This window comes from Georgenia ruanii, from assembly GCF_009193175.1.
GTDB lineage: Bacteria > Actinomycetota > Actinomycetes > Actinomycetales > Actinomycetaceae > Georgenia > Georgenia ruanii.
The window spans coordinates 158,991-183,961 of sequence record NZ_VUKE01000002.1 but is presented as its reverse complement, the minus strand read 5'-3'; the positions used below and the strand labels follow the sequence as shown (position 1 = coordinate 183,961).

Below are 24,971 nucleotides of genomic sequence, written 5' to 3'. Positions count from 1 at the left end.
GGAGAAGAAGTGGCCAGTCGAGTACGCCCGACGGCGGCGGAGGCCGCCGCTCGCGGCGGTGCGGCACGCATCCCCGAGCCGAGCGGCGCCGTCGGCGCTCTCGGCACCCCGGGCCCGGCCCCCGGGGAGGAGATCGATCTCGCCACCCTCGGCGCCCGCATCCGGCACGCCCGCCAGGCGCGCGGCCTGACGCTGGCCGACCTCGCCCAGACGGTGGACCGGGCGCCGTCGCTGCTCTCCCAGATCGAGAACGGCCGCAAGGAGCCGCGCCTGGCGCTGCTCAGCGCCATCGCGCGCGCGCTCGACGTCACCGTCGCCGACCTGATGCGCGCCGAGCCGCCGTCGCGCCGGGCGGCGCTGGAGATCGCCCTGGCCCAGGCCCAGGCGCGGCCGCTGTACGCCGGGCTGGGCCTGCCCGAGGTGCGGCCCAGCGCCAAGCTGCCCACCGAGGCGCTCGAGGCGCTGGTCGGCCTGCACGCCGAGGTCGGCCGGCTCGCGTCGGTGCGCTCCGCCACCCCCGAGGAGGCCCGCCGCGCCAACGCCGAGCTGCGCCTGCACATGCGCGCCCGGCACAACTACTTCGCCGATGTCGAGCAGCTCGCCTCGCGCATCTCCGCCGCCGTCGGGCACACCGGCGGGCCGCTGACCGAGCGCGGCGTCAGCGCGGTGACGGCGCACCTCGGCTTCACCCTGCACCGGGTGGCGGACCTGCCCCGGGCCACCCGGTCGGTGACCGACCTGCGCAACCGGCGCATCTACCTGCCCATGGCCGCCGACGGCGGGCACGACCCGCGCACCATCTTGTTGCAGACCCTGGGCCACTTCGCCCTGAGCCACACCGAACCCACCGGGTACGCGGACTTCCTGCGCCAGCGGGTGGAGGCCAACTACTTCGCCGCGGCGTTGATGATGCCCGAGCGGCCGGCGGTGGACTTCCTCAAGCAGGCCAAGGCCGCCAAGGCGCTGGCCATCGACGACCTGCGCGACGTCTTCGCCGTCTCCTACGAGACCGCCGCGCACCGCTTCACCAACCTCGCCACCGAGCACCTGGGCCTGCCGGTGCACTTCATGCGGGTGGGCGAGGACGGGGTGATCTACAAGGCCTACGAGAACGACGACGTCACCTTCCCCACCGACGTCACCGGCGCCATCGAGGGGCAGATCGTCTGCCGGAACTGGGCCTCGCGGCGGGTCTTCCACAGCCCGGACCGCTACGCCACCCACTACCAGTACACCGACATGGGGCGCGGGACGTACTGGTGCACCACGCACGTCGAGCGCACCGGTTCCGGCGACTTCGCCATCGACGTCGGCGTGCCGTTCGCGCACGTGAAGTGGTTCCAGGGCCGCGAGACCACCGTGCGGGCGACGTCGACATGCCCGGACCCGGTGTGCTGCCGCCGCCCGCCGGCCGACCTGGCGGACCGCTGGGCCGAGCACGCCTGGCCCAGCGCCCGCGCCCACTCCCACCTGCTCGCGGCCATCCCGCCGGGCACCTTCCCCGGCGTCGACGACACCGAGGTCTACGAGTTCCTCGACCGCCACGGCGTCGAGGCCTGACGCCGCTTGCGGGTGGCGCCGCGCGCCTGCGCTCCCGGCCGCCCCGGCCGCGCCGGCCGCGGCGGTCGGCCCGGCCGCCCCGATCGCGGCCAGCTTGCCATTCTGGCTGCGACAAGAATGGCCGTCTGGTCGTGGTCGAGGGCGCGTGACCGCCGTCTCACGCACCGGGACGACGGCGCCTCACCCTTGACCCGTCAAGCGAGCGTGCGTACGGTCTCGCCCATGCGCAAGGCACCTGGCGTCCGGAACACGGCAACTGTCGCCGTGCGTCCCTTCGACCGCCTCGCCACGCGTCGGTGTTGTCAGGGCTGACGCCCCGCCGACCGTAGGACCGCCTGCCGCGTCACCCGGCCGACCTCTGGACGTCGACGTCCGGGCGCACTCGGACGAGCTCCGGCTCTCCGACCGCGCCGCCGAGACAGCCGGGGACCAGCGTCGACCGGAGGGTCTGCACTCCCGAGCCGCCTGACACGTGTGGGGCTCCGGGCGAGCAGCCCGCCACCGCAGGCGTCTCGCCGGAGGCACCTCCCCCCGAGGTCCTCGGGGACCGGAGCCGGCTCGCCGTCGGGCCGTCCGCGCACCACCTGGTGGCGGACACCGCGTCCCCGGCCCGACGCGAAGGGCCTTACCCGTCGCGGGTCAGCAGCCGCCTGCCCCGCCGCGCCGGAGCACCCCGTCACACCGAAGCGCCGAAGCAGTCGCCACCCCAGCGCCGCAGCTATCTCGCAAAGCACTCACACCAACATCGCAGCCACACACGAAGGAACGACATGACCAGCACCACCACCGCACGGACCCTGCCGATCATCGACCTGCGTGAGGTGGAGACCGACCCGCTCGGCTTCCAGGAGCGTCTCAGCGCCGCCACCCGCGACTTCGGCTTCTTCTACCTCGTCGGCCACGGCATCCCGCGCGAGCTCAGCGACGACCTGGTCGCGGTGGCCCGGCGCTTCTTCGCGCTGCCCGAGGAGCAGAAGCTGGCGATCGAGAAGATCAACAGCCCGTACTTCCGCGGGTACAGCCGCGTCGGCGACGAGCTGACCAAGGGCGCCCAGGACTGGCGCGAGCAGGTCGACGTCGGCCCCGAGACCGCACCGCAGCAGCCCACCGCCGACGAGCCGTGGCTGGTGCTCGAGGGCCCGAACCTGTGGCCGGCCGAGCCGGCCGACTTCCGCGGCATCGTCGAGGAGTGGGTCGGCCACAACGAGCGCGTCGCCCGCACGCTGCTGCACGGCTGGCTGCAGGCGCTCGGCCAGCCGGCCGACCTGCTCGACGACGACTTCCGCGCGCCGGACGCGCGGCTGAAGATCGTGCGCTACCCCGAGGCGCCGGACGACGACCACGGCCAGGGCGTCGGGGAGCACAAGGACTTCGGCTTCCTCACCCTGCTGTTCGTCGAGCCCGGCAAGGGCGGGCTGCAGGTGGAGAAGGACGGCGCCTGGATCGAGGCCGAGCCGCTCGAGGACGCCCTCATCGTCAACATCGGCGAGATGCTCGAGGCGGCCACGGACGGGTACCTGCGCGCCACCAACCACCGCGTGGTCTCCCGCCCCGGCGACGGCGACCGCATCAGCGTGCCGTACTTCTTCAACCCCGGCCTCGGCACCACCTTCCACCCCTGGGACCTGCCGGCCGGACTCGCCGCGGCCGCCCCCGGCGTGGAGGTCCAGGAGCACAACAAGATCTACGACACCTACGGGCTCAACGCGCTGAAGATGTGGTTCCGCAGCCACCCGAAGGTCACCGCCCGCCACCACGCCGAGCTCGCGGCGCGCCTGGGCATCTGACCCCGGGCTCTGTCCCGCGGGCCTGACACGGGCCGGCGACGGCCCACCGACGAGGCGGTCCCTGCCCGCGCTGGCGGTCCCTGCCGACGAGGGCGGTCCCTCCGACGCTGGCGGGGACCGCCCTTCGCCGTCCCTACACTGGCGAGTCATGACCGCGCTCGCCGCCGTGACCGACGGCGTCCTCGTCGCCACCCACGAGTTCTGCACCACCACCACGACGGTGATCTTCGGCGACGACGACGGCTGCCTGGTGGTCGACCCGGCCGTCACCGCCTCCGAGATCGACGCGCTCGCCGCCGAGATCGCCGCCCTCGGGCGGCGGGTCGCCGCAGCGTTCTCGACGCACCCGCACTGGGACCACCTGCTGTGGCGCGACGCGCTCGGCGCGGCACCCCGCTACGCCACCGCAGCCGGCGCCCGCGCCGCCCGCGCGTGCCAGGCGGAGAACCGGAGGAAGGCGCTCGCCGCCCTGCCGGGGCTGGACGTCTCCGGCCTGGCGCGGGTCACCGCCCTGCCCGAGGGCGCCGCCACGCTGCCGTGGGCGGGCCCGCGGGTCGAGGTGCTCGAGCACCGCGCGCACGCCCCCGGCCACGCCGCGCTGCTCGTCCCCGACGCCGGGGTCCTCCTGGCCGGCGACATGCTCTCCGACGTCGAGATCCCGCTCCCCGACACCGCCGCGGCGGACCCGCTCGGCGACTACGACCGGGCCCTGGACCGGTTTACCGAGATCGTGAGCTGCGTCGACGTCGTCGTGCCCGGGCACGGCAGCGTCGGCGACCGTGCAGAGCTGCGCCGCCGGATCGCGGCAGACCGGCGCTACCTGGCGGACGTCCGCGCGGGCCGGCCGGTCGACGACCCGCGGCTCAGCGCCGGCCCGGACTGGCTGCGGCAGGAGCACGCCCAGCTGGTGGCACTCGTGATGCCCGGGCAGCAACGCTGACCCACCGCAGAGACCGGCACAGCCTGTCGGGCACCTCCGTGTGCGCGCTGCCGTCCGAGCACCCGCAAAATGCCACAACTGGGGCCAGTGGTGCGGATGTGACAGCGTGCCGCGTCCGTGGCGTCACTCCAGCCCCACTTGTGGCGCTCGAGGTGCGCCAGGCCGGCCGGCGCCGTGCCGATGTGGGCTCGGCGCCGACCATCGCGCGCGCCACGAAGCGATAGCTGCCGGGCCTCGCGGAACGTGCGGCTCGACCCGCGCCGGGACGAGCGGCGCCTGACTTCGCCGGCCGGGTCGTCGCCGGCGGCCGGCCGGCGGATCAGCCCTCGAGGTGCCGCCGCATCTCGTTGTACTCGTCGGCGCCGATCTCCCCGCGGGCGAACCTCTCGTCCAGGATCTGCCGGGCAGGAGTCATCCCCGGGCCCATCCCCGCGCCCATCCCCGGGCCCATCCCAGGGCCCATGCCCGGGGCCACGCCGGGCTGCCCTGGCGCAGGCCCCATGCCGGGCTGACCCGGCGCGGCTCCCATGCCCATCTGCCCGGGCTGACCCGGCCCCGGTCCGTACTGCGGCGGAGCGGGGCGCGAGCCCCCGCGAACCAACCGGACCGCGAGCAGCACGAGCACCACGATCGCCACGATGATGAGAAGGGCGAGCAAGAACCCGAGCAGGCCCCACGCCAACGACCCGCCGTAGCCGTAACCCATCATGTCGTCCCGCCTCTCTGACGGTCCCGCCGACGCACCACCCGCCGGCCTGCACGGCGGCCGTGCCCCTCGCCCGCGCGCGAAGCAGCGCCAGGGCGTCTCGCCGCGACAGGCCAGCGTCGCCGCTGGCCCTGCACGATCGTCCTCGACCGCTGGCGCCACCGTAATCCCGGGGGCCGGCAGGCACGACCCAGGCCGGTCGCGGGGCACGGCGGTGCTGGCGGTGCGGTCGGCGCGGTCGGCGCGGCGCGGACGCCTCACCGATCACCCGAGCGCGAGGCGGCGGCGCCGCCGCCACCCCCGCCGTCGCCGCCACCCCCGCCGCCACCCCCGCCGTCGCCGCCACCCCCGCCGTCGTCGCCGCCGCCCCCGCCGGTGACCATCACCCGCACCTCGCTGAGCGGCAGCTTCGGTTCCCGGGCGGCGGTGAGCAGGCCGTTGGTCTCCTGCGCGGTGTCGGCGAGCTGGGTGTAGCACCAGCCGGCGAGCGGCGCGCAGGCGTGGACGGCGCCGAAGATCTCGGCGAGGCGGGCGCGGAGGTCGGCGGCGTCGCGGGCGGTGGAGTAGCCCCAGGCGTCGGGGTCGCCGGCGGGCGCCAGGCTCACGCCGCCGAGCTCGGTGAGCATGACCGGCTGGCCGCGATCCGGCTCGCCGGTCAGCCGCATGCGCCGGCCGGCCGGGCCGAGCCCGTCGAGCATCTCGGCGATCGCGGCCGGCGTGCCGTACCGGGCGCGCAGCTCGGCGCCGTCGGGCGTGTAGTCGTGGACGGTCCAGATGTCGGAGTCGGTGTGCTCCCACCCGTCGTTGGACACCACGGGGCGGGTGGGATCGAGCGCCCGGGTGAGGTGCGCGAGGGCGAGGCCGTAGTGGCGCTGCGCGGGGACGTGGGCGGCGTGCGGCGCGCCCCAGCTCTCGTTGAGCGGCACCCAGGTGACCACGCACGGGTGGGAGCGGTCCCGGCGCACCAGCGCCGTCCACTCGGCGGTGAGGTGCGCGACGGCGCGGGCATCGAAGGCGGAGGCGTTGGCCGTCTCGCCCCACACGAGCAGGCCGAGGCGGTCGGCCCAGTAGAGGAAGCGCGGGTCCTCGGCCTTCTGGTGCACCCGCGCGGCGTTGAACCCCAGCGCCTTGATGAGCTCAACCTCGCGCCGCAGCGCCGCCGCGCTCGGCGCCGCGAGGTGGGACTGGGGCCAGTACCCCTGCGCCAGCACCGCGCGGACGAGGTAGGGGCGATCGTTGAGCAGGAACCGGTGGCCCGTGGCGGCGACGGACCGCAGGCCGGTGTAGCTGCGCACGACGTCGACGGCGCGGCCGCGGCGCAGCACCTCGACCGTGACGTCGAGCAGCGTCGGGTGCTCCGGGGACCACAGCAGCTCCTCGTACTCCTGGCCGTTGCGCTGCCGGGCGAGGTCCAGGCGGAGGCGGACGTCGCGGCGCAGCGCCCGGGTCGACTGCTCGGCGAGCAGCTCGCCGTCGTGCTCGATGCGGACCCCGAGCGTGAGGTCCGGGTCCGTCGTCGCGGACAGGCGCGCCTCGAGGTCGACGGCGCCGGCCGGCACGTCCGGGGTGAGCGCGAGCTCCTCGACGTGCTCCGCCGGCACCGTCTCCAGCCACACCGGCTGCCAGATCCCGGTGGTGCGGTGGTACCAGATGGCGTGCGGGCGCTCGCGCCAGTCCTGCTTGCCGCGCGGCAAGGAGTCGTCATGGGGATCGTCCTGGACGCGCACGACCAGCTCGTGCGCCTCCCCCGGGCCGAGCGCGGCGGTGATGTCGCAGGTGAAGGGGGTCTGCCCGCCGTCGTGGTGCCCGACGTGGTGGCCGTCGAGCCAGACGTCGGCCACCTGGTCGACGGCACCGAACTGGAGCAGCTCCCGCCGGCCGGGCCCGCGCCCGCCGGCGTCGTCGAGCTCGGCCGCGCCGACGACGCGGCGGTACCAGACCACCGGGTGGTAGCCCGGGTCGCCGATGCCGGAGGCGGGCGACTCGGGCGGGAAGGGCACCGCGATGACGCGGTTGAACGTGGGCACGGCGTCGGGATCCCGCGCGGGGCCGAAGGCGAAGTCCCAGCGCCCGCACAGGTCGGCCCAGGCGTCCCGGACCAGCTGGGGCCGCGGGTACGCGCCGTCCTGGCGGCTCGCGCGGACGTCTCGACGGCGCGGCGGGGGCATCCTGCGGCTCCTTCTCGCGCGCGCCGCTGCGCGGGCCCGGGCGAGCGCGCCCGGGGCGGTGCCGGGGGCGACGGCGCGGTTGCTTCCTCATCATGCCGCCGGCCGGGCCCGGGCGCCCAGCGGCCGGGGCCGGCGGCCACGTGCGCCCCGTCCGCCCGGCGCAGCCGGGGCGGCGGTGGCGCGCTGCGGGCACCGGAGCCGGACACCGGACACGTGTGACGCCGCACACAAAATACGCGTCAAAGACGTCTAAAAAGTCACAATTCGGTCACGAACCGGCCCCTGCTCCGACCAGGACCTATCCGCACTACGGCAACGAATACCCCATGTCGATCGACTGAATGCGCGCCAGGTCACAGGGGTGCGCCTTCACCAGATCTTTGCAATGGTGGGGTGTCCATTTTTCCAAGGTCGCGAGTCGCGGCGCCGCCGCCCAGGTTCCTCCCAGGGATCCCAGGTAGTGGCGGCCAGCTGCGGACCCGCTCGGGTGCGGTGCCTGACGGCGCCCCGGCGACCGACACGTGGACGGACGGCGCGCCTCCCCCGGCGCGGCGCCCGACCCTGACGGATACGAGGTGAACGTGAGCGCGATTCGCGCAGAACACGTCTACAAGGTCTTCGGCCGACGCTCACAGGAGGCTGTGAAGCGGCTCAGGGCAGGAAAGACCCGCGAGGAGGTCAAACCGCTCGGCACCGCAGCCGTCATCGACGCCTCCTTCGAGGTCGCCAAGGGCGAGACGTTCGTCGTCATGGGCCTGTCCGGCTCCGGGAAGTCGACGCTCATCCGCATGCTCAACGGCCTGCTGCCGCCCTCCAGCGGCACGATCGAGGTCGACGGCGCCGACATCGCCGGCGTCTCGGCCGGCGAGCTGCGGCAGATCCGGCGCAAGAAGATCTCCATGGTCTTCCAGCACTTCGCGCTGCTGCCCCACCGCACGGTGCTCGACAACGCCGCCTACCCCCTGGAGATCCAGGGCGTGGGGACGGCCGAGCGGCGCGAGAAGGCGGCCGAGGCTCTCCAGCTCACCGGGCTCGCCGGCTGGGAGGACTCCCTGCCGTCACAGCTGTCCGGCGGCATGCGCCAGCGCGTGGGCCTGGCCCGGGCGCTGGCCGCCGACACCGACATCCTGCTCATGGACGAGGCCTTCTCCGCCCTCGACCCGCTGATCCGCCGCGAGATGCAGGACCAGCTCGTGGAGCTGCAGGCCACGCTGGGCAAGACGATCGTCTTCATCACCCACGACCTCAACGAGGCCATGTACCTCGGGGACCGGATCGCCGTGATGCGCGCCGGCCGCGTGGTGCAGATCGGCACCGCCGAGGAGATCCTCACCCACCCTGCGGACGAGTACGTCATGCAGTTCGTGGCCGACGTCGACCGCTCCCGGGTGCTCACCGCCGGCTCGCTCATGCGCCGCCCGATGGTCACCGTCCAGGCGGGCGCCGGGCCCGCGGTCGCCCTGCGCGAGCTACGCGACGCCCAGGCCACGGCCGGCTACGTGGTGGACCGCCGCCGCGTGCTGCAGGGCTCGGTGTACGACGACGAGCTGCTCACCGCCCACCGCGCCGGCGCCAAGACCCTCGAGGGCCTCGTCCACCCCGACACCACGGCCGTGCGGGCGGAGACGCCCCTGTCGGAGATGTTCGCCCCGGCCGCCGAGGCGCGGTTGCCGCTCGCCGTGCTCGACGACGGCGGCCGGCTGGTCGGCGTCGTCCCGCGCGTGGCGCTGCTGGAGGCCATGGCGCCCAGCACCAGCGCCGACAGCGCCGTCTCCGCCGCCACGCCGGACGACGGCGAGAGCGTGCCGGCCACCACGACAGGCACCTCGACCGCGGGCGGGGCGATCGCCGTCGGCCGCTCCGCCACGAGCGAGGGGGGCGAGCGATGAACGACATCTTCTTCCGCATCCCGGCCGGCGAGTGGGCCGCCGCGCTGGTCGACTGGCTGACCATGAACGTCGGGCGGACGTTCGACTTCATCCGCATGATCCTCGGCTGGGGCTACGACACGCTCGAGTTCGTCCTGGCCACGCCGCCGTTCTGGGTGGTCGGCCTCGTCCTCGCCGCGCTGGCGTTCCTCGCGAAGGGCTGGAAGCTCGCCGTCGGCTCGCTCGTCGGCTTCGCGGTCATCTACGGCGTCGATCAGTGGGACAACGCCATGGCGACCCTGGCGCTGGTGCTCGTCGCGAGCATCGTCGCGCTGGTCATCGCCATCCCGGTCGGCATCCTCGCCGCCCGCAACGCCACGGTGTCGAAGATCGTCCGGCCGATCCTCGACTTCATGCAGACCATGCCGGCGTTCGTGTACCTCATCCCCGCGGTCGTGCTCTTCCGCGTCGGCGTGGTGCCCGGCCTGGTCGCGACGGTGATCTTCGCGCTCGCCCCGGGCGTGCGCATGACCGAGCTCGGCATCCGGCAGGTGGACGGCGAGGTCGTCGAGGCCGGGCACGCCTTCGGTGCCGCGCCGGGGCGCATCCTGCGCCAGATCCAGCTGCCGCTCGCGCTGCCGACGATCATGGCCGGCGTCAACCAGGTCATCATGCTGGCCCTGTCCATGGTGGTCATCTCCGGCATGGTCGGCGCCGACGGGCTCGGGCAAGACGTGGTGCAGGCCCTGCAGCGGGTGGACGTGGCGCTCGGGTTCGAGGCCGGCCTGTCCGTGGTCATCCTCGCGATGTTCCTCGACCGCGTGACCGCGGCGCTGGGCGACCGGGCGCCGGTGGCCCGGGCGCTGAAGATCCGCGCCGAGCACTGACGCCGCGGCGGGCCCGGTGGCGCAGCCCCGGGCCCGCCGTGCTGCGCGGCCTCGGCGGTTCAGCGCCAGGGGCGCCGTGCTGCTGCACGTCCCGCCCTGCTCGTCACGGACATTCGTGCACGACTTGCCCGCCACCGCGGGCACCAACCCGAGCGCCCGGTGCGCTCACGGAAGGATCAGGAAGATGAAGTTCACCATCCGCCGCGCTGCCGCGGTCGCCACCGCGGCCGCCGTCGCCGCCACGCTCGCCGCCTGCGGCCCCTCCCAGACGAGCGGCGCGGGTGCCGCCTCGGCCGGCGGCGCGGACGACGGCACCATCACCATCGGCGTCCACTCCGGCTGGGACGAGGGCATCGCCGTCTCCCACCTGTGGCAGCGCATCCTCGAGGACAAGGGCTACGACGTCGAGCTCAAGACCGCCGACGCCGGCGTCGTCTTCACCGGGCTCGCCGAGGGCGACTACGACCTCAACTTCGACACCTGGCTGCCGCTGACCCACGCGTCCTACGTCGAGAAGTACGGCGACCAGCTCGAGGAGCTCGGCACCTGGTACGACGACGCCAAGCTCACCATCGCGGTGAACGAGGACGCCCCCATCAACTCCCTGGCGGAGCTCGCCGACAACGCCGACCTGTTCGGTAACAAGCTCGTCGGCATCGAGGCCGGGGCCGGCCTGACCGAGACCACGCAGAAGCGGGCCATCCCCACCTACGGGCTGGAGAAGATGGAGTACCTCATCTCCTCCACGCCGGCCATGCTCGCCGAGCTCGACGGCGCCACGAAGGCCGGCAACAACGTCGCCGTGACGCTGTGGCGCCCGCACTGGGCCTACGACGCCTACCCCATCAAGGACCTCGAGGACCCCGAGGGTGCCATGGGCGATGCCGAGGAGATCAAGACGATGGGCCGGTCCGGCTTCGCCGAGGCCAACCCCGACGTCGCCGCGTGGATCAAGAAGTTCACGCTGACCGATGAGCAGCTGTTCTCCCTCGAGAACATCATGTTCAACGAGATGGGCGGCAAGGACAACGACGCCGCCGTCGACCAGTGGCTGAAGGAGAACCCCGACTTCGTCGCGGGGATCACCGGCTGACGCCTGCCCGGCCGAACGCACGTGGCCCGCAGTCCCAGGACTGCGGGCCACGTGCGTCTCGGCGGGACGTCCCTCCGTGAATCGCCACCGGGCCGCTGCGAGGCCGGGCTCTCGTCACCGGACCGCTGCCGCGGCCGCGCCGCCAGATTCTCGACGCGCACCCGACCCGCACCGCCCCGCCAGCCCCTCGACCCGCACCGCCCCGCCAGAGCCTCGACCCGCACCGCCGCACCAGACCCCCGCCCCGGGCGCAGCCGCTCGGACGAAAGGAACGCATGCAGCACGCACGGAAGATCCTCCTCGCCACCACTGCCACCGCCGTCGTGGCCCTGACCGCCTGCGGCCCGAGCACCGCGGGCACGGACCGCTCGGCGGAGCACGGCGACCCCATCACGATCGGCGTCCACTCCGGCTGGGACGAGGGCATCGCCGTCTCCCACCTGTGGCAGTACGCCCTCGAGCAGGAGGGCTACGAGGTGAAGCTGCAGACCGCCGACGTCGGCGTCGTCTTCACCGGGCTATCCGAGGGCGACCTCGACCTCAACTTCGACACCTGGCTGCCGAACAGCCACGGCGAGTACGTCAAGAAGTTCGGGGAGAGCTTCGAGGACCTGGGCGCCTGGTACGACAAGGGCACCATCAGCATCGCCGTCAACGAGGATGCCCCGATCACGTCGCTCGACGAGCTCGGGGCCAACGCTGATGCCTTCGGCGGCCGCATCGTCGGCATCGAACCAGGAGCCGGGCAGATCGGGATCACCCAGGACGAGGTCATGCCCGCCTACGACATCCCGGCCGACATGCTCACGCTGTCGTCCACGCCCGCCATGCTCGCCGAGCTCGACGGCGCCACCGCCGTCGGCCAGAACATCGCGGTGACGATGTGGAGCCCGCACTGGGCGTACGAGGCGTACCCCATCCGGGATCTGGAGGATCCCAAGGGCCTGTTCGGCACCACCGAGGAGATCAAGACCATGAGCCGGCAGGGGTTCATCGAGGGCTACCCCGAGGTGGCGGCCTGGATCGGGGACTTCGAGATGAGCGCCGAGCAGCTGCAGTCCCTAGAGAATCTCATGTTCAACGTCAACGGCGGCAAGGACAACGAGGCGTCGGTGAAGCAGTGGGCCGAGGAGAACCCGGACTTCCTGGAGGGCATGACCGCCTGACGCGGGGCCGTTCTAACGACAAGCCGCGTTGGAGGGGGCGCCCCGCTGTGCGGGCGCCTCCTCCTTTCCCACTGACCACTCCACGCGCCGCGCGCAGCCCGCCACCACTGCCCGGCGGGGCGCAGGCCGGTGTCTAAAGCCACCGCCCGGTCCGGCGCAGGCCGGTCCCCTGAGGCCGCCGCTGCTCGGGAGGTCACCCGCCAGCCCCGCTTGACTCGGTGTCCGCACGGGTTTGCGGCTCGTGGGTAAAGAACGACAGGCATAGCCGGACGGATGTCCACCACTGAGCACTCCACGCCCGGCCCAGCACGCCACCGTTGCGAACGAGTAGCGCAGGCCGGTCCACAGGGCGCCGGCGTCGCCCGGCAGGCCCCCCGCCAGACCGGGCACTGTCGCCGGATGGCACCGAGAGCGGACACGGCCGGCATCGCCCGTCTGGCGAAAGCTCAGGACGCCGTGGTCTCTCGGGCACAGCTGCTCGGCCTCGGCGCGACGACGGACTGGATCTCCAGGCAGGTCGAGTCGAAGCGCTGGCAGAGACTGTTTCCCGGCGTCTATCTGACCCACACGGGCCAGCCGCGCTGGTCGAGCCGTGCGCGAGCCGCGCTCCTGTATGCCGGGCGAGGTGCGGCCCTCAGTCACGCTAGTGCGGCGTTCCGGCACAAAATCGTCGACAGCCCCGGCCGTGTGATCCAGGTGATCGTTCCTCATGGTCGCCGTCTGCGACATCAACGCGGCCTCAAGATTCGCTACCGGCGCCGCATGCCGGCCGTCTGGGGTCGGTTGCCCACTGTCGGCCCGATCGACACCGTGCTCGACCTCGCGGACCTGCGGGAGACCCCTGCGGACGATGTCGTCGGCTTGGTCTGCCGGGCAGCACAGCGGAACATCGACATCGAGCAGATACGCATGGCGCTGAATCGTCGCGGGCGGATTCGACACCGACGCCTGCTCACGGAGCTGCTGGCGGCGGTGGAGGAGGGCGTCGAGTCGCCCCTCGAATACCGGTACCACCGCATAGAGCGCAGCCACGGGCTGCCCCGCTCACAGCTCCAGGTGCGGGAGGTGCTCGACGGGCTCTGGTTGCGCGCCGACTGCCGGTATCGTCGCTATCACGTCCGGGTGGAGCTCGACGGCAAGCTGGCGCATCCGCTGGGCCGGACCGACGCCGACGTCTGGCGGGACAACTCGGTCGGCATCCTCGCGAGCGACCTGACGCTGCGGTACCGCTGGCGGCATGTCGCGATCACCCCCTGCCATGTGGCGCGCCAGGTCGCACTGGCGCTGCGGTCTCGTGGGTGGACCGGCGCGCCCCACCCCTGCAGCCCCAGCTGCCCGTTGGGCGACCTCGTAGACCATGGCGCTACCGAGGGCCCAGGCGGCGCGCGCCACGGCCGAGCATCGAGCCGGCCCTCGTCCCTCCCCGCCTCGGGCGCCCGTGGGTAAAGAACGGCAGGCATCGCCGTACGGAAGTACACCATTGCGGCTGCCAGCGCAGTGCACCGGGCGAACGAGCCGCGACCGGGGCGACCGGGGCGACCGGGGCGACCGGAGCGACCGGGGCGACCGGGGCGATGCCCGTCCCTCAGTGCCCCGACGGGGCCGCAGGATGCTCCTCCTCGGCCATCCCCTCGGCGCCGGAAAGCTCGGCGTGGTAGATGTCCGGCTCCAGGTAGATCAGCGTCTTCAGCGGCACGGCGGCGCGCACGCGCTGCTCGGCTCGGTCGATCGCCGTCGCGATCCCGGTGGCGGACGCCCCGGTCGGCACCGCGACCTTGGCGGCCACGAGCACCTCGTCCGGTCCCAGGTGCATTGTGCGCATGTGGATGACCCGCTCGATCCCCTCGCCCGGCAGGGCCGCTTCGATCGCTCGGTGGTGCGACGGCAGCGCCGACTCGCCGATGAGCATCGAGGCCATCTCCCGCGCCAGATAGATGGCGATGACGACGAGCAGCAGGCCGATCGCCGCCGAACCCACCGCGTCCCACCGGCCGTCGTGCGTCACGAGCGTCATGCCCACGCCGAAGAGCCCGAACACCAGGCCGACCAGCGCCCCGAAGTCCTCGAGGAGGATCACCGGGATCTCCGGCGCCCGGGAGGCCTTGATGTACTCCCGCAGGGAGTGCGTGCCGCGGACGGCGTTCGCCTCCTTGATGGCCACCGAGAAGGAGCGGCCCTCGAGCCCGATCGCGATGAGCAGCACCGCGATCGGCACCCACTGCCAGGACTCGATCGGGTGTGGGTCGGCGAACTTGTGCCACGCCTCGTAGAGCGCGAAGAGCCCGCCGAGGCTGAACAGCACGATGGAGACGATGAACGCGTAGATGTACCGCGACCGCCCGTAGCCGAACTGGTGGACGGCGGAGGCCCGCCGCGCCGCCCGCTTGCCGCCGACCAGCAGCAGCACCTGGTTGCCGGAGTCGGCCACGGAGTGGATCGCCTCGGCGAGCATCGAGCTCGACGCGGTCAGCAGGAACGCGACGAACTTGGCGACGGCGATGCCCAGGTTGGCGCTGAGAGCCGCGATGATCGCCTTGGTACCGCCGCTCGCGGACATGTCTGCTCCCTGTGCTCGATCGGACGGACCCGCAGGTCCGCGTCACAGGCTAGTGGGACGACGACGACGCGCTCGCTCAGGCGCGGCAGCGCTGCTGGTCCGGGCGGCGCTGGTGCGCTACCGCGCCGGGCGCCAGCGCCGCCGAACGCCAGCGCAAACTCGTGGCTCCCGTGGACCCGCGGGATGGCTGGGAAGGAGATCAGTCGTCGCTGGGCACGCGCTCGGCGGGACGGGCCTCGTCCTCGAGCAGGATGGGCACGCCGTCGCGCACCGGGTAGGCGAGCGGGTTGACCTCGCTGGTCGAGACCAGCTCGGGCTGGCCGTCCGGCCCCACGCCGTCGACGAGGTCGGCCCCGGTCACCGGGCAGCGCAGGATCTGCCGCACCCACGGGTCGATCCCGAGAAGCGGGGTGTGGGGGGTGTGCGTGGTCTCGCTCATGGGTGCTGCTCCTGGGCTCGGGTGCGTGGCCAGCGTACCGGCGCGGCTACTCGCCCTCGCCCTTGAGCACCCGCAGGTGCCCGCGGCGGCCGATCTCGCCGTCGACCAGCGGCTCGGGCAGGTGGTGGGTGACCGGGGCCGGGGCGGCCGAGCTGGGCCGCTGCGCCGGCGCGGCGTGCTGCGGCTTGGCGCGGGAGGCCTCGCGGACGGCGTCGGCGAGGGCGACGAGGTCGTCGTTGGAGGGGCTGGCGGGCTTGAACTCGGTGGCCAGGCGCACGACGTCCCAGCCGCGCGGGACGGTGAGGCGGTCCGCGTGCACGTCGCACAGGTCGTAGGCGTGCGGCTCGACCGTGGTGGACAGCGGGCCGAGGACGACCGTCGAGTCGGCGTAGACGTACGTGAGCGTGGCCACGGCGGCGCGGTCGCAGGCGGACCTGCTGCACTGACGGACGGCTCTCACGATGGTCGACGCTACCGCGTGCGGGGCCGAAGCCGGCGGATCCACGCCGTGAGTGGCATTACCTCCCGGAGCGGGCGGCGGCAAACGGAGCGGGGCTAGCCGGGCCCCGCGTCGGCACGGGCGGCAAACCGGGCGGAGCGATGACCGCCAGGGCCCGGTCGATTAGCCTCGTGGGATGCCCGATCTCGAGCCGACCCTGCCCGCGATGCCGGCGCGCCGGCCGACGCACCGGCGGGACCGGCACGGACGGGGCCTGCGCGGCCCCCTCATCCCGCCGTCGCTGCCCGGGTGGCGTACCCGCGGCGACCGCTTCGACGACCTCGTGCTGCGCTGCGTCCGCCGGCTCGAGCGCCGCTGGGCCAAGCAGCTGGACGGGGTGGAGTTCGCCGTCGAGGAGGTCCCGCCGTCGGACCCCGCGCCCTGGGAGCACCGCACGGTCGCGCTCGGGCGCTACTTCCCCGCCGACCCCGCGGCCGGGCTGACGCACCGGATCGTCGTGTACCGCCGCCCGGTGCTCGCCCGCGCGGAGGACGCCGAGGAGATGGAGCTGCTCGTGCGGGTCGTGCTCGTCGAGCAGGTGGCCGGGATGCTCGGCCGGGCCCCGGAGGACATCGACCCGGACTACCCCGCCGAGTTCTGACCGCCCCGGAGCGGCTCACAGTGCGGAGGATATCGGTCATTGCTTTCGTACAAATGACGTCCTCATCCGGGGTAGTTTGCGTCCGATGAAGGTGAACGGCGTTCTTCGGACGACGGCGTCACGACAAGAACGCGCACGACCACGTAATGCCCCTGGGAGGCGACACATGACGGAGCGGGCGTCGCGACCCGTCATCGAGCGCTGGGGGGCGCCGCTGAACCTGGCCACCACTGCCGTTCTGGCGATGCACGGCCGTGGTCAGGACGTCGCAGACATGCGGGCCCTGGCCGCGCGGATCGGCGAGCCCCGCGCGGCCTACTTCGCGCCCGTCGCGCCGGAGGGCGGCTGGTTCCCGAACCCGCTGACCGACCCGATCGACGCCAACCAGCCCGAGCTCGACGCGGCCCTGCAAGCGGTGGAGGCGACGCTCACCCAGATCACCTGGTCGGGCTTCGCCCCCGCCCGCACGGTCCTCCTCGGCTTCTGCCAGGGTGCCAGCGTGCTGGCGCACCACATCGCCTCCTCCCGCATGCCGTTCGCGGGTGCGGTCCTGCTCGCCGGCGGCTACCTGGGCCCGGTCGGCACGAGGGCCCCGATCGAGGGGCGCTGGGACGGCCGGCCGGTGGTGCTCGGCGTGGCACAGGACGACCCGGAGGTCCCGATGGAGCGGGTCGAGGAGACCGCGGACGCGCTGTGGCGGCGCGGGGCCGACGTCGAGCTCGTCATCTCCCCCGGCGCCGACCACCTTGTCTTCGCCGAGCAGGCGGCGGCCGCGGCGCGCCTGCTGGCCCGCGTGCGGGCCGACGTCGCCGCCTGACGGACCGCGACGGGCGTTCCCTCCCGAGGAGGGCAGCACCCCACTCCGCGGACGGATTCCAGGCCGGGCACCGTGGAGGCGGGCCCGCACCGCGTTGATGCGGCCGGAAGACACCGCACGCGTTCATGCGGTGCGAAAACACGGCACGCGTTCATGCCGTGCGGAAGACACGGCACGCCGCCGACCGGAGTGAACCAGGGACGACGGCGTGCCGCGGCCCGAAGCGGGCTGTGTGTGTGACGCGGCCCGGCGGCCTCAGCCCGAGAAGCGGGTCATGTGCGCCTTGACGGAGTTCACGTACATCTGGGTGTCGGAGTACAGCCCGTAGCGCTGCACGCCGCCGGCGCCCTGGTAGTACGCGCCGATGGCGTAGTCGAGGTTGTTCGGGAACGTCTTGTGCAGCGCCCGGAGGATCGCCACGCCGGCCACGACGTTGTCGTAGGGGTCCATGAGGTTGAGGTGGCGCCCCACCAGTTGCGAGGCCCACTCTCCCGAGGTCGGGATGACCTGCATGGTGCCGATGGCGTTGGCCGGGGACACCGAGGCGTGGTTGAAGCCGGACTCCTGGTAGGCGTGGGCCTGGGCGAGCACCGGGTCGACCCCCATCTCGCGCGCCACCCGGACGACCATCGCCTGCATCTCGGCGCGGCTGGGCACCCCCACGGCCAGCAGCGCCGCCTTGTTGGCGTTCGCGGCGTTGACGGTGGCCTCGGGGTAGGTGCGGCCGAGGAAGGTGCTGGGCACCAGCTGCTTGGTCACCGGGGTGACGTTCGGGGTGGTGGAGGTGCCGGGGATCTTCAGCGTCTGGCCCACGTAGATGAGGGCGGCGCTGCTCAGGCCGTTGGCCTGGACGACGGCGGAGGCGGTCGTCCCCCAGCTCTTGGCCAGGGCCGAGACCGTGTCGCCGGCCCGGACGGTGTAGGTGCCGGCCATGGCGGCGGGGGCGGGCGAGGCCGACGGCGCCGGAGCTGACGGTGCCGGAGCGGACGGGGCCGTGGGCGCCGGGGTGGGGGCCGGAGCGGCGGGGGCCGGCGCGCTGGCCGAGCCCGGGATGGTGAGCACCTGGCCCACGTGGATGAGGTCGGCCGAGCGCAGGCCGTTCGCCGCGACGATCGCCGAGACGGTGGTGCCGTAGCGCTTGGCCAGCACCGAGACGGTCTCGCCGGCGGCCACCCGGTGGCTGGCGCCGGAGGCCTGGGCGGCGGGGGCGGCGGCCTTGGCGGGTGCGGGGGCAGCGGCCGGCGCCGCGGGCGCCGCGGTGACCCCGCCGGCGGTCCCGGGGATCGTCAGGCGCTGCCCGACGTAGACGAGGTTCGCCGACTTCAGCCCGTTCGCCGCCACGATCGCCGCGACCGTGGTGCCGTAGCGTTTGGCCAGCACCGAGACGGTGTCCCCGCCGGCCACCGTGTGCGTCGTCGCGCCGGCCGCCGCCGAAGCGGCCGCGGCCACGACCGGGGCGGCGGACGACGCCGTCGTCCCGGCGGCCGAGGGGATCTTGAGCATCTGGCCCACGCGGATGAGCGCGCGGGAGTCGAGGTTGTTCGCCCGCACGATCGCACTCACCGACGAGCCGGTGCGCAGGGCGATGTGGGAGACGGTGTCCCCCGGCTGGACGCGGTAGGTCATCTGCGGCACGGCGGTGGGCGCGCTCGTGCGCGCGCCGGTGGCCCCTCCGTGCAGGGCCGCCGCGGGGAGGCTGGGGGCGGCCTGTGCCTGGGCGGCGGGGACGGCGACGCTCACCGCGGTGGTCGCCGCGAGCGCGAGGCCCACGCCGGCACGTCCCGCCTGGGCGCGGGGCAGTGCCCGGGTGTGTCCGGCCTTCGACATCGGTCCTCCATCAAGCAGCGGCGACAGTCCGGCGGCACCGCCCGCGCTCTCCCCCAGCGCCGGTGTCGTGACGTGTCCGTGTGACGTCTGTGTCGCCTGTTACAGGTGTTACTGATGTGACAGTAACCATCCTGCGCCGTCACGACAACCTTCGTCCTGATTTTGGGCCGGGGAATCGGCTCGACGACGCCGGTCGGACAGCGGCGCCGGGGAGGACGGCACGCCGCTGCGCCTGCGTCCCGGCCGGTGCAGGTCGCGGGCGCCCCGAGGAGCCGCGGCGTGCTCGCGGAGGCGCCGAGGCGCGGAGGCGCGGAGGCGCGGAGGCGCGGAGGCGCGGAGGCTCCACCAGATCAGCAGCGGCCGTCGGCACTCAGCGCACGTCGACGCGGACCGCCCGCTGCGCGTGCGGGTCGGCCGCCGGCGGCAGGACCGAGATCAGCTCGCCGTCGGGCGCCTTGGCGGTGAGGACGACGGCGGCCGTCACCCCGTCCTCCGCGCTCAGCTCGACGGCGGCGAGCTGGTCGCCGAGGTCCGCGGCGGGCGTGGCCACGGTGGCCTTCGCGGGCACGGTCACCTGGACGGCCTTCCCGCGCGAGCCGGTCCCGCTCACCGGGACGAGGTCGACGTCGACGGGCGTCTCGGCCGGGTTGCTCAGGGTCACGGTCGCGGCGTCGACGAGCTGGCCGAGGCCCGGCAGCGGCAGCGTCCCGGCGGTGAGCGGCGCCGCCGCCGGCGTCCACGCCCGGTCCACCGGGGCGACGTCGGGGTCGAGCTCGCCGGGGGTGCCGGGGCGGGCGAGCACGACGGCGCCGGTGACGGGGACGTCGGACTTCACGGCGACGGCGTACGCGCCGGGCGCGATGCCGGCGAGCGAGAGGTCGAGCACGGCGCCGGGGTCGATCGCCACCTCCTCGGCTCCCGAGACGGCCTGCTCCCCCTCGGCGCCCAGGAGACTGACGCGCGCGGTGGCGACCTCCTCGCCCGGATTGACCAGCCGCACGGCGGAGCTCGCGGCGTCGTCGATGCCGGACTCGCCGAGCACGACGCCGGGAATCGTCTGGTGCAGCGCCGGCGGCGCGGCGGGGGTGACGGCGTCGACGCCCGCGGGGACGAAGCCGCTCAGCCGGGCGTCCTGGACGACGGCGGTGACCTCGCCGCCGTCGGCGTCCACGCGCAGGGCCAGGCGCGGGTCGCTGGTGACCGCGGCCTCGAGGAGGACGGCGGTCTGCTTGCCGGGGGCGATGACGACGCCGGTGAGCAGCGGCGCGTCGGTGACGCCGAGCGAGGTCCAGACCGTGACGTTCACGGTCACCGGCGTGCGGCCGGGGTTGGTGAGCACCAGCTGGCCGCTGGCGCCGGGCTCGCTCGCGCCGCCGACCAGCCAGGTCGACGACGCCGGCGTCTGGCAGCCCGTGGCGATGAGGCCGCGCAGGTCGCCGGCGGTGGCCCGGGCCACCGTGGCACCGGCGAGCAGGGCGCTGACCTCGCCGACCGGCTCGGCCTGGAGGATCCCGGCGGCCGCCGGGTCGGTGGTGAGCGCGCGGACCTCGCCCTGCCTGGCGAGCGGTTGGGCGTCGCCGTCCAGCGACGTGAAGGTGCCCTCCCCCGCGGCGGCGTCGGCGCGCGGGAGGGTGAGCAGCTGGGTGCGGCTGGCCGGGGTGGCGGCCGCGGGGTCGAGGTCCGGGTCCACCGACATGCCGTCGCCGCTGGTCAGCGCGGGCGGGCCGGCGCACACGGCGGTCACCGGGCCGGCGGGCACGTCGACGAGAGGGGCGGTGACCGCCGCGGACGGCTCCGGGGTGAGGTACTGCGCGGCGACGACGGCGCCGGCGGCGGCGCCGACGAGCAGCAGCGCCGAGGTCGTCGCGCCCACGCGGCGCAGGGCCGTGCGCCCGCGGGAGGGGCGGGCGGCCGGTGCCGGGGCATCGGCGGCGTCGTCAGCGGCCGTGTCCTCGGCGGGGCCGCGAGCTTCGCCCGGTGCCGTGGCGGCCTGGTCGGCGTAGTCAGAAGACTCGGCGGCCGCGGAGGAATCGAGTGCGCCGGGAGCTGTCGCGCCGTCGCCCGTCGCGTCTGCCGCCACCGGCGAGTCTTGAGGCGTGCCGGTATCCGCGGCCGAGTCGGCGGCGGGCGCGGTGGCCAGCTCCTCGGACGCCCGTGGCGCATCGACCGAGCCGTCGTTCCCCGAGTCCTCTTCGGCGGGCGGCCGCGCGTCCGCCGTCGCATCCCCCTCGACGGTCGGCTGCATCTCGGGCGCCGAATCCCCTTCAGCAAGCGGCTGCGCCTCCGCCGTCGCCTCCGCGGACTCCGGCGCCGCGTCCGTCGTCGGGGCGTCCTTCTTCTTGCGCGAGCGCATCAGTCCACCTCCCGGCGGCGTCGTAGGGGCAGGGCGAGCAGCAGGGTCAGGCCGAACACGGCGCCCTGCGCCCAGCCCCACGCGCTCCCCTGTGGGGCGCTGTACCGCACGGTCAGGCTCCCGGCGTCCGCGGGCAGCTCGAACGCCTGCCGCCAGCCGACCGTCGTGGCGCGCAGGGGGCGCCCCTCGTACCAGGCATGCCAGCCGGCGTCGGCGCGCTCGGCCAGCACGAGGCGCCGGCCCTCGGGCCCCCCTGGCACCTCGGTGTGCACGCCCACCACACCGGCGTCCAGGTCCTGCACAAACGCGCCATCGGCGTCGAGCACCTGCGCCCGGGCGACGGACGGCGTCGCGTCGTCGCCGGTGCCGCGGGCCACCCGCCAGATGGTGCCCGAGGTGTTCTCGGTGATGCGCTCGAGCCCGGCGGTCGCGTCGAGGCGGGCGACGAGGGCGCGCCGCTGGGCGGTGGTGGGCTCGGTGCCGGCGGGGACGAACTGCGGCTCGGGCGGGACGACGACGATCCCGACGGCGTGCGCGCCGAGCCGGGCGGCGGCGTCGTCGGCCGCCCCCACGGCCAGCGCCGCGACGAGGTCGGCGAGGTCGGCCTCGGCCGGGTCGCCGACCTGGGCATCGCCGCCAGGGCCGGCGGCGTCCGTCCCGTCGGCAGGTGCGACGGCGGTCGCCTCGGCCAGCGCGCGCACCCCGCGCACCGCCGCGGCCGTGGTCAGCTGCGGCCCGGGGCCGCGCCACAGCTCGGCGCGGACCGCGCCGCCGGTCGCGGTCAGCGCGAGCACGCGGGAGCGCTGGGGCGAGTGCTGCATCTCGGCGGCGACCGCCGGGACCGCCGGCGCGGCGCGCCCGTGCAGTGCGAAGACGGCGGTGGGCGCGTCCTGGCCGGAGCGCGCGGCGACCAGCCAGCCGCCGGCCGTGACGAGCGGGCCGAGGAAGGCGAGCACGCTGAGCACGGTCGCGCCCACCTGCGCCCAGCCGAAGCTGCGGGTGCCCAGCGCGGCCTGGACGCCGTCGCCCGCGGCGACTGCGGCGAGCAGCAGCCCGAGGACCACCAGGCTCAGCCCGGCGCCGGCCCAGCCCTGGACGACGGCGGCCGCGCCGTCGGGGCCGGAGCCGACGGCGACGTCGGTGCGGGCGGAGGCGAACGCCACGAGCAGGCCGACGACGGCGACCAGCCAGCCGGCACGCACGGCCCGGGCCCGGCCGGTCCCGCGCAGCAGGGCGGCCAGTGCGGCGAGGAGGAGTCCGGCGCCGCCGGCGAGCAGGGTGAACTGCGCCAGCCAGCCGGGCACGCCGGCGGCGGCCGGGTCCAGGCCGGGGAAGGCCGGCGGGGCGATCGGCCAGCCCAGCACGCCCAGCCACGGCGCGGCCGGCGCGGCGGCGTAGGCGGCGCCCGGGTCGGCGAGGAGCAGGCGCCAGCTGCCGCCGTCCAGGTCGCGCAGCGCCTCGACGACGAGCGGGCCGAGCAGCGCCAGCGCGGGCAGCGGGACGGCGAGCACCCAGCGGCGCCGGCGCGGGACGACGAGGGCGAGCAGGACGGCGAGCACCACCGCGGCGGGCAGCAGCACCGGCGCGCCGGCGGCGGCAACGGCCAGGGCCAGCGAGGCGGCGGCCGCGGCGGTCACCGACCCGGCCGGGGTGTGGTGGTGCGGGGAGGCGCTCGCCGCGGGGCCGACGGCACCGGTCGCCGCGGCGCCGGTCGCAGCGGCACCGCGCACAGCGGCACCCCTCGTAACGGCACCGGCCGCAGCGGCATCCCGCCGCCGGGCCAGCGCGGTGCGCTGCGCGCCGACGAGCCCCGGCACGACGACGTCGCGTCGCTCCACGCCGACCGCCCGGGCCAGGCCGAGGGCGACCCAGGGCAGGGCGAGGTGGGCGAGCACGGCGCCCAGCCGGCCCTGGCCGACGGCGACCAGCAGCGTCGGGGCGAGCGCCCAGACCAGCGCGGCCCAGGCGCGCAGGCCCACCGAGCGGGTGGCGGCGCCGGCGGCGAACCAGGCGCCGAGGCCGGCGAGCGGGAGGGCGGCGAGCACCAGCGCGGCGACGAGGGCGTTGGCGTCCCCGCCCAGGGCCGCCACCGGCACCATGAGCACGGCGAGGACCTGCAGCAGCGCGTCCGGCGGGCCGGGCTCGCCGTCGCCGGCGGGGATCCACCCCGAGCGGGCGGCGTGCCACAGCTCGGTGAGCGAGGCGTCGGCGGGCAGCAGGGCGCCGACGGTGAGGGCGCCGTCGAGGACGACGGGCAGGAACACCACCAGCGCCACCGCGACCAGCGCCGCGGCGACGACCGCCAGGGTCGCCCGCCGGCGGCGAGCGAGGGCGGCGCGCTCGGCGAGCTCGAGCTCGCTGGGCGCCTGGGCGGCGCGGCGGGCGGCGGCGAGCTGGCGGCGCGCGTCGCGCTTGGCGGCGCGGATCTGCTTGCCGGTGGCCTGCAACGGGGCGAGCGCGCGGGCGGGGATGCGGCGGGTGCGGCCGGCCGCGCGGCGCGCGCGCCACAGCGCCCCGGGGCGGGCCAGGACCGTCAGGACGGCGGCGAGCTCGGGCCCGGCCAGGTGCAGCTCCTTGGTGGCGAGGCGGCCCAGCGCCCGCAGCGGGGCGAGCACGAGGAAGCCCAGGGCGAGCGCGGGCAGCAACGCGGCGGAGACGGCGAGCAGGGCGTTGTAGACCTGGGCGCGCCGTCGGGCCTGGTAGGAGCGGCGGGTGTCCGGCGGCGGGGTCTCCCCCGGCGCCCCGGGCCGCGCCGGACGCATACCGGGGCCGCGCAGGCCCAGGTGGGAGGCGCGGGCGTGGTGCACGACGGCGGTGGGGACGACGACGACGCGCAGCCCGGCCAGCCGCGCGCGGCGGGAGAGGTCCAGCCCGTCGCCGAAGGGGCCCAGCGCCGGGTCGGTGCCGCCGAGCTGGGTCCAGGCCTCGCGGCGCACCAGCGCGCCGGCGGTGCCGACGGCGAGGACGTCCTCGCGGTGGTCGTGCTGGCCCTGGTCGATCTCGCCGGGCTCGATGTCGGCCACGCGGCGCCCGGTGCGGGTGGTGCGCAGGCCGACCTCGAGGAGGCGGTCCGGCTCGGTCCAGTCCAGCTGCTTGGGCCCGGCGATGGCGATGGACCGACCCGACTCGGCGGCGTGCAGCAGCTGGTCGAGGGCGGCCGGGGCGGGGGCCGAGTCGTCGTGGAGCAGCCAGAGCCACTCGGGCTGGGCCTGCCGGTCCGGCTCGAGGCCGAGGGCGCCGACCGCGCGGACCTCGCCGGTGGTCACCGGGGTGAGCTCGCCGGTGACGCCGGACCACCCGGTGCCGGCGAGCACGCGCGAGCGCGTCCCGGTGCGGCTGAGGTCGTGGCCGCGGCGGCGGGCCTTCTCGGCGGCCCGCTCGATCAGCGCGGCGTACTCGGCCAGGCCCTGCTTGACGGCCTCGCCGAAGGTGGCGGCGTCCGGCGCGCGCACCACGCGCACGCGGGCGACGGCCTCGAGGCCGGCGTCGGCGACCGCCTCGTGGATGGGGATGCCGGTGCCGAGGTCGCGGCCGGGGGCGCCGACGTCGACGAGGAGGACGACGTCGGGCGCGTGTGTCTGGGCGGCGAGGCCGGCCAGGGTGCGGGGCAGATAGGTGGAGACGCCGGCGCTGACCACCACGGCGAGCGTGGCGGGCCGGATCGGCTGGTGACGCTGAGGGAACTGCGAAGCCGCCATGTGGG

General features: G+C 75.0%; 18 protein-coding genes. 10 read left to right on the top strand and 8 right to left on the bottom strand.

The genetic code is table 11. The annotated features are described in order from the left end of the window. Positions 1-132: 132 nt before the first annotated feature. The 3 genes from GD880_RS03815 to GD880_RS03805 all read left to right on the top strand — a co-directional run bounded on the left by GD880_RS03815 (position 133) and on the right by GD880_RS03805 (position 4,287). Positions 133-1,560, top strand: a complete 1,428-nt coding sequence (locus tag GD880_RS03815; RefSeq protein ID WP_452176729.1) for a helix-turn-helix domain-containing protein — start codon at positions 133-135, stop codon at positions 1,558-1,560. 770 nt (positions 1,561-2,330) lie between these two features. Continuing rightward, a complete protein-coding gene (locus tag GD880_RS03810) occupies positions 2,331-3,347 on the top strand; it encodes an isopenicillin N synthase family dioxygenase (protein WP_152230292.1) in 1,017 nt (338 codons plus the stop codon). A 148-nt stretch (positions 3,348-3,495) separates the two neighbouring features. After that, entirely contained in the window at positions 3,496-4,287 is a 792-nt protein-coding gene (locus GD880_RS03805; RefSeq protein WP_152230291.1) for an MBL fold metallo-hydrolase, read from the top strand. 319 nt (positions 4,288-4,606) lie between these two features. Here the strand turns inward: GD880_RS03805 and GD880_RS03800 are convergent, their stop codons facing one another. Together GD880_RS03800 and GD880_RS03795 are read right to left on the bottom strand one after the other, a co-directional pair. Next, complete coding sequence (locus tag GD880_RS03800) at positions 4,607-4,996, bottom strand: SHOCT domain-containing protein (protein WP_226909356.1); 390 nt, start codon at positions 4,994-4,996, stop codon at positions 4,607-4,609. Between the two features lie 254 nt (positions 4,997-5,250). Continuing rightward, positions 5,251-7,161, bottom strand: coding sequence for a glycoside hydrolase family 2 protein (locus GD880_RS03795; RefSeq protein WP_152230290.1), 1,911 nt, complete (start codon positions 7,159-7,161; stop codon positions 5,251-5,253). 575 nt (positions 7,162-7,736) lie between these two features. Here GD880_RS03795 and GD880_RS03790 point away from each other — a divergent pair. The 5 genes from GD880_RS03790 (at position 7,737) to GD880_RS03770 (ending at position 13,621) form a co-directional block, all read left to right on the top strand. After that, complete coding sequence (locus tag GD880_RS03790) at positions 7,737-9,050, top strand: quaternary amine ABC transporter ATP-binding protein (protein ID WP_152230289.1); 1,314 nt, start codon at positions 7,737-7,739, stop codon at positions 9,048-9,050. Next, positions 9,047-9,916, top strand: coding sequence for an ABC transporter permease (locus GD880_RS03785; protein WP_152230288.1), 870 nt, complete (start codon positions 9,047-9,049; stop codon positions 9,914-9,916). Before GD880_RS03790 ends, GD880_RS03785 begins: the two co-directional genes overlap by 4 nt. A gap of 184 nt (positions 9,917-10,100) precedes the next feature. After that, the gene (locus tag GD880_RS03780) at positions 10,101-11,009 is read left to right on the top strand and encodes a glycine betaine ABC transporter substrate-binding protein (RefSeq protein ID WP_152230287.1); all 909 of its coding nucleotides are present in this window, start codon (positions 10,101-10,103) and stop codon (positions 11,007-11,009) included. Between the two features lie 275 nt (positions 11,010-11,284). Continuing rightward, on the top strand, positions 11,285-12,175 hold the full coding sequence (locus tag GD880_RS03775) for a glycine betaine ABC transporter substrate-binding protein (RefSeq protein WP_152230286.1): 891 nt from the start codon (positions 11,285-11,287) through the stop codon (positions 12,173-12,175). 399 nt (positions 12,176-12,574) lie between these two features. Then, entirely contained in the window at positions 12,575-13,621 is a 1,047-nt protein-coding gene (locus GD880_RS03770) for a hypothetical protein (protein WP_152230285.1), read from the top strand. A gap of 139 nt (positions 13,622-13,760) precedes the next feature. Here GD880_RS03770 and GD880_RS03765 read toward each other — a convergent pair whose 3' ends face one another. From GD880_RS03765 to GD880_RS03755, 3 genes are all read right to left on the bottom strand, one after another. After that, the gene (locus GD880_RS03765) at positions 13,761-14,732 is read right to left on the bottom strand and encodes a cation diffusion facilitator family transporter (RefSeq protein ID WP_152230284.1); all 972 of its coding nucleotides are present in this window, start codon (positions 14,730-14,732) and stop codon (positions 13,761-13,763) included. Between the two features lie 199 nt (positions 14,733-14,931). Continuing rightward, positions 14,932-15,171 carry a Trm112 family protein gene (locus GD880_RS03760; protein WP_152230283.1) on the bottom strand — a complete coding sequence of 80 codons (240 nt, stop codon included), beginning with the start codon at positions 15,169-15,171 and terminating at the stop codon, positions 14,932-14,934. Between the two features lie 46 nt (positions 15,172-15,217). Continuing rightward, the gene (locus GD880_RS03755; protein WP_152203377.1) at positions 15,218-15,631 is read right to left on the bottom strand and encodes a DUF3499 domain-containing protein; all 414 of its coding nucleotides are present in this window, start codon (positions 15,629-15,631) and stop codon (positions 15,218-15,220) included. 175 nt (positions 15,632-15,806) lie between these two features. Here GD880_RS03755 and GD880_RS03750 point away from each other — a divergent pair, with 175 nt between their 5' ends. Beyond that, positions 15,807-16,271 (top strand): metallopeptidase family protein, encoded by a 465-nt coding sequence (locus GD880_RS03750; RefSeq protein ID WP_152230282.1) that lies wholly within the window; start codon positions 15,807-15,809, stop codon positions 16,269-16,271. 166 nt (positions 16,272-16,437) lie between these two features. Beyond that, positions 16,438-17,088, top strand: coding sequence for an alpha/beta hydrolase (locus GD880_RS03745; protein WP_193314347.1), 651 nt, complete (start codon positions 16,438-16,440; stop codon positions 17,086-17,088). A 255-nt stretch (positions 17,089-17,343) separates the two neighbouring features. On the opposite strand, the gene GD880_RS03740 is transcribed toward GD880_RS03745, so the two are convergent. The 3 genes from GD880_RS03740 to GD880_RS03730 form a co-directional block, all read right to left on the bottom strand. Beyond that, positions 17,344-18,915 (bottom strand): lytic transglycosylase domain-containing protein, encoded by a 1,572-nt coding sequence (locus tag GD880_RS03740; protein WP_226909355.1) that lies wholly within the window; start codon positions 18,913-18,915, stop codon positions 17,344-17,346. Between the two features lie 370 nt (positions 18,916-19,285). Continuing rightward, the gene (locus GD880_RS03735; protein WP_152230280.1) at positions 19,286-21,268 is read right to left on the bottom strand and encodes a DUF5719 family protein; all 1,983 of its coding nucleotides are present in this window, start codon (positions 21,266-21,268) and stop codon (positions 19,286-19,288) included. After that, on the bottom strand, positions 21,268-24,966 hold the full coding sequence (locus tag GD880_RS03730; protein ID WP_152230279.1) for a glycosyltransferase: 3,699 nt from the start codon (positions 24,964-24,966) through the stop codon (positions 21,268-21,270). The genes GD880_RS03735 and GD880_RS03730 overlap by 1 nt, the downstream gene beginning before the upstream one ends. Positions 24,967-24,971 lie beyond the last annotated feature (5 nt).

Coding starts and splice junctions, on each gene's coding strand:
- GD880_RS03810 (WP_152230292.1), top strand. CDS start 2,331: ATGACCAGCACCACCACCGCACGGACCCTGCCGATCATCGACCTGCGT.
- GD880_RS03805 (WP_152230291.1), top strand. CDS start 3,496: ATGACCGCGCTCGCCGCCGTGACCGACGGCGTCCTCGTCGCCACCCAC.
- GD880_RS03800 (WP_226909356.1), bottom strand. CDS start 4,996: ATGATGGGTTACGGCTACGGCGGGTCGTTGGCGTGGGGCCTGCTCGGG.
- GD880_RS03795 (WP_152230290.1), bottom strand. CDS start 7,161: ATGCCCCCGCCGCGCCGTCGAGACGTCCGCGCGAGCCGCCAGGACGGC.
- GD880_RS03785 (WP_152230288.1), top strand. CDS start 9,047: ATGAACGACATCTTCTTCCGCATCCCGGCCGGCGAGTGGGCCGCCGCG.
- GD880_RS03780 (WP_152230287.1), top strand. CDS start 10,101: ATGAAGTTCACCATCCGCCGCGCTGCCGCGGTCGCCACCGCGGCCGCC.
- GD880_RS03775 (WP_152230286.1), top strand. CDS start 11,285: ATGCAGCACGCACGGAAGATCCTCCTCGCCACCACTGCCACCGCCGTC.
- GD880_RS03770 (WP_152230285.1), top strand. CDS start 12,575: ATGGCACCGAGAGCGGACACGGCCGGCATCGCCCGTCTGGCGAAAGCT.
- GD880_RS03765 (WP_152230284.1), bottom strand. CDS start 14,732: ATGTCCGCGAGCGGCGGTACCAAGGCGATCATCGCGGCTCTCAGCGCC.
- GD880_RS03760 (WP_152230283.1), bottom strand. CDS start 15,171: ATGAGCGAGACCACGCACACCCCCCACACCCCGCTTCTCGGGATCGAC.
- GD880_RS03750 (WP_152230282.1), top strand. CDS start 15,807: ATGCCCGATCTCGAGCCGACCCTGCCCGCGATGCCGGCGCGCCGGCCG.
- GD880_RS03745 (WP_193314347.1), top strand. CDS start 16,438: ATGACGGAGCGGGCGTCGCGACCCGTCATCGAGCGCTGGGGGGCGCCG.
- GD880_RS03740 (WP_226909355.1), bottom strand. CDS start 18,915: ATGTCGAAGGCCGGACACACCCGGGCACTGCCCCGCGCCCAGGCGGGA.
- GD880_RS03735 (WP_152230280.1), bottom strand. CDS start 21,268: ATGCGCTCGCGCAAGAAGAAGGACGCCCCGACGACGGACGCGGCGCCG.
- GD880_RS03730 (WP_152230279.1), bottom strand. CDS start 24,966: ATGGCGGCTTCGCAGTTCCCTCAGCGTCACCAGCCGATCCGGCCCGCC.